The sequence below is a fragment of the Stutzerimonas stutzeri genome, assembly GCF_000935215.1.
In the GTDB taxonomy this organism is placed as follows: Bacteria; Pseudomonadota; Gammaproteobacteria; order Pseudomonadales; family Pseudomonadaceae; genus Stutzerimonas.
This window is the reverse complement of the sequence record NZ_JXXD01000111.1, coordinates 1-3,050: the sequence shown is the minus strand read 5'-3', so window position 1 is coordinate 3,050 and position 3,050 is coordinate 1. Positions and strand designations below refer to the sequence as shown.

The following is a 3,050-nucleotide window of genomic DNA, read 5'->3' as shown; positions in this document are numbered from 1 at the left end:
GAGCTGCTCGAGCAGCGGGCCGAGCTGTCGCCAGCCGCGCAGCGACCGCTGGCGCGCATCCAGCGCGCCGCGCAGGAAATGCATGAGCTGGTGGAAACCTTCCTGATGCTGGCGCGGGCGCGTCCGCAACAGACGTCCTTGGCCGGCGACGCCAGCTTGCGGAGCGTGGCGACCGAGCAGAGCGAGCGCTGGGCACCGTTGCTGGCGGAGAAGGGCCTGGCCTTCGAGCTGCTGGAGGAGGGCGAGGACCGCGGCGTCTACAACCACACCCTGCTCGGCACGGTGATGTCCAACCTGCTGCGCAACGCACTGCATTACACCGACCGCGGCACGGTGCGGCTGGTCCTCGACGAAGGTGGCTTTCGCGTCGAGGACAGCGGCGTGGGCATTCCCCTGGCGGAGCAGGAGCGCATGTTTCAGCCGTTCGTGCGGGGTGCCGAGGGGCGCGGCGAAGGGCTGGGGCTGGGGTTGTCGCTGGTCAAGCGGATCTGCGCGCACCAGGGCTGGCAGGTAGGTGTGGTGCCGCGGCAACCGCAGGGCAGCTGTTTTCAGGTGCGCTTTCATGACGGCGCGGTTTGACGTTTTTTTCACATCCCGTTGACGTGCCCTTGATGTCTGCCTGGTTAGTTTGGCGTTCCGTTTCCAACCGGAATGCCCGCCATGACCACATCGAGCCCTATCGAACTGGAGTTCTCGCGCAAGTACGACCGCCAGCACGCCTACGAATACCTGCACAAGCATCAGGATGGCCCGGCCCGGCGGCTGTCGCACTGGCGTGACGAGCAGATGGCGCGCCGCGCACTGAAGATCGCCGGCGATCCTGATCTGGTGCTGGACCTGCCGTGCGGCGCCGGGCGCTTCTGGCCGCTGCTGGCCGAGCACCCAAGCCGGATGATCTTTGCCGCCGACAACTCCGCCGACATGCTGGCGATCGCCGAATCGGCGCATTCGCTGGAAGTGCTCAAGCGGGTCGAGACCTTTCAGACCTCCGCCTTCGCCATCGACATGGGTGACAACGCGGTAGACAACATCTTCTGCATGCGCCTACTGCACCACATCGCCGACCCGGAGCACCGGCTGGCGATGCTGCGTGAGTTCCACCGCGTCACCCGTGACACGCTGATCGTCTCGCTGTGGGTCGATGGCAACTACAAGGCCTGGAAGCGCAAGCGCCTGGAGCGCCGCCGGCCGGCGAAGGACAACCAGAACCGCTTCGTCGTCGCCCGTTCGGTGATCGAGGCGGAGTTCGCCGAGGCCGGCTTCGACATCCTCGACCGCAATGACTTCCTCCCGGGCTACGCCATGTGGCGGGTCTACGTGCTGCGCAAGCGGGGTTGAACATGAGCCGACCACTCGTACTGCCGGCCCGCGAAGCGCGTACCAGCACCTTCCAGCGCTGGTGGAACACCCAGGGCGAATGGGTCGAGGAGCCCAATCAGCGGCGCGCCGGCGAAAGCGGCGTGCAACGGATACGGCTACGCGATCCGCAGCAGCCGCTGCTGTACTGCAAACGGCAGATTGGCCACCTGTATCGCTCGCTGCTGCACCCGTTCGGCCGGCCCACGGTGCTGCGCGAATTGCAGGCGCTGCAAGCATTCGCCCGGCTCGGCGTGCAGGTGCCGGAACTGGTCTACTTCGGCACGCGACAACAGGCCGGCCAGTGGCAGGCGCTGCTGGTGACGGCGGAGCTGGAAGGCTTCGTCAGCCTGGAGGACTGGTATCAACAGGACTTGGGGGGGCGCTTCGGCCCGACGGTACAGGAGCGCATGCTAGCGGCGGTCGGGATCACCCTGGCGCGCATTCATCAGGCACGCTGGCAGCATGGCTGCTGCTACCCCAAGCACATCTTCATCAGGGTTCAGGGTGAAGGTGACGCGGCCAGCGTCGAAGTCGCGCTGCTCGATCTGGAAAAGAGTCGTCGCCGTTTGCGGCGCAGCGCCGCGGCACGGCATGACCTGCGCCAGCTCAAGCGTCATCGCCAGGCCATGCCGGAACAGGACTGGCAACGATTGCTGGCCGCCCACCGCACCTTCAGCGAGTTGCGCTGCGATGTCATCTGAGCCGACCTGCGCGGCTACCGATACCGTGGCCAGCGTCGACGTGCCGGCCGACGGTGCGGCGCTGAAGGGGCGCAGCGGACTGGCGCGCATCTGGTACGCGTCCGGCTATTCGGCTGCAGGTCTCAAGGCCGCTTATAGAGGCGAAGCGGCGTTTCGCCAGCTGGTGCTGCTGAATCTGCTGCTGATTCCCTTGGCGTTTCTGTTCGACGTCAGCCGCGTCGAGCGCGCCGTGCTGATTGCCGTGGTGTTTCTCGGCCTGATCGTCGAACTGCTCAACTCGGCCATCGAGGCGACGGTCGACCGCATCTCTTTCGAACTGCATCCGCTCGCCAAACAGGCCAAGGACATGGGAAGCGCCGCGCAATTGCTGGCGCTGTGCCTGATCGGTCTGGTCTGGGCGGTGATCCTCATCCCCTGAAGGACGTACCCATGCTTTCCTCTTTGCGACGCCCTGCTCGAGAGCGCCCGGCGTCCGGCTTCAATTGCCTGGCCGCGCACCTGCGCTTCACGTTCGCCAGTGCGCTGGCCCTGCTGGCGCTGTTTGCGCTGCTGCGGCTGGGCTTGCTGCTGTTCAACCGCGAACTGATCGGCAGCACGCCGCTTGCCAGCTTCGTCGAGGCGTTCGGCAACGGCCTGCGCTTCGACCTGCGGGTAACGGTGTACATCCTGCTGCCACTGCTGCTCGGCGTGCTGAGCATGCGCATGATGGCCGCCCGGGGCCTGCTGCGGCTGTGGTTGAGTGTGTGTGCCAGCCTGACGATCCTGCTCGGGCTGATCGAGCTGAACTTCTATCGCGAGTTCCATCAGCGCCTGAACAGTCTGGTGTTCCAGTATCTGCAGGAAGACCCGGCGACGGTGCTGAGCATGCTCTGGCACGGCTTCCCGGTACTGCAACTGCTGGCGAGCTGGGGTGTGGCGAGCGCGGCGATGTACGCCCTGTTCGGCTGGCTGGAGCGGCTGACCCGTGGCGCGCCGGCTGTGCGCGAGACC

General features: G+C 66.1%; 4 protein-coding genes and 1 pseudogene. All 5 read left to right on the top strand.

Features of this window, described 5'->3' with window-relative positions; translation table 11 throughout:
* A partial coding sequence (locus LO50_RS12230) for a sensor histidine kinase (RefSeq protein ID WP_044315174.1) occupies window positions 1-579 on the top strand: 579 nt, incomplete at its 5' end.
* An 81-nt stretch (window positions 580-660) separates the two neighbouring features.
* Window positions 661-1,338: a class I SAM-dependent methyltransferase gene (locus tag LO50_RS12225; RefSeq protein ID WP_003302059.1), complete on the top strand. Its 678-nt coding sequence runs from the start codon at window positions 661-663 to the stop codon at window positions 1,336-1,338.
* 2 nt (window positions 1,339-1,340) lie between these two features.
* On the top strand, window positions 1,341-2,060 hold the full coding sequence (locus LO50_RS12220) for a lipopolysaccharide kinase InaA family protein (RefSeq protein WP_044315173.1): 720 nt from the start codon (window positions 1,341-1,343) through the stop codon (window positions 2,058-2,060).
* Window positions 2,050-2,478, top strand: coding sequence for a diacylglycerol kinase (locus LO50_RS12215; protein WP_003302061.1), 429 nt, complete (start codon window positions 2,050-2,052; stop codon window positions 2,476-2,478). Before LO50_RS12220 ends, LO50_RS12215 begins: the two co-directional genes overlap by 11 nt.
* A gap of 11 nt (window positions 2,479-2,489) precedes the next feature.
* Window positions 2,490-3,050: pseudogene (locus LO50_RS12210) on the top strand (LTA synthase family protein); the annotation flags it as partial.

Coding starts and splice junctions, on each gene's coding strand:
- LO50_RS12225 (WP_003302059.1), top strand. CDS start 661: ATGACCACATCGAGCCCTATCGAACTGGAGTTCTCGCGCAAGTACGAC.
- LO50_RS12220 (WP_044315173.1), top strand. CDS start 1,341: ATGAGCCGACCACTCGTACTGCCGGCCCGCGAAGCGCGTACCAGCACC.
- LO50_RS12215 (WP_003302061.1), top strand. CDS start 2,050: ATGTCATCTGAGCCGACCTGCGCGGCTACCGATACCGTGGCCAGCGTC.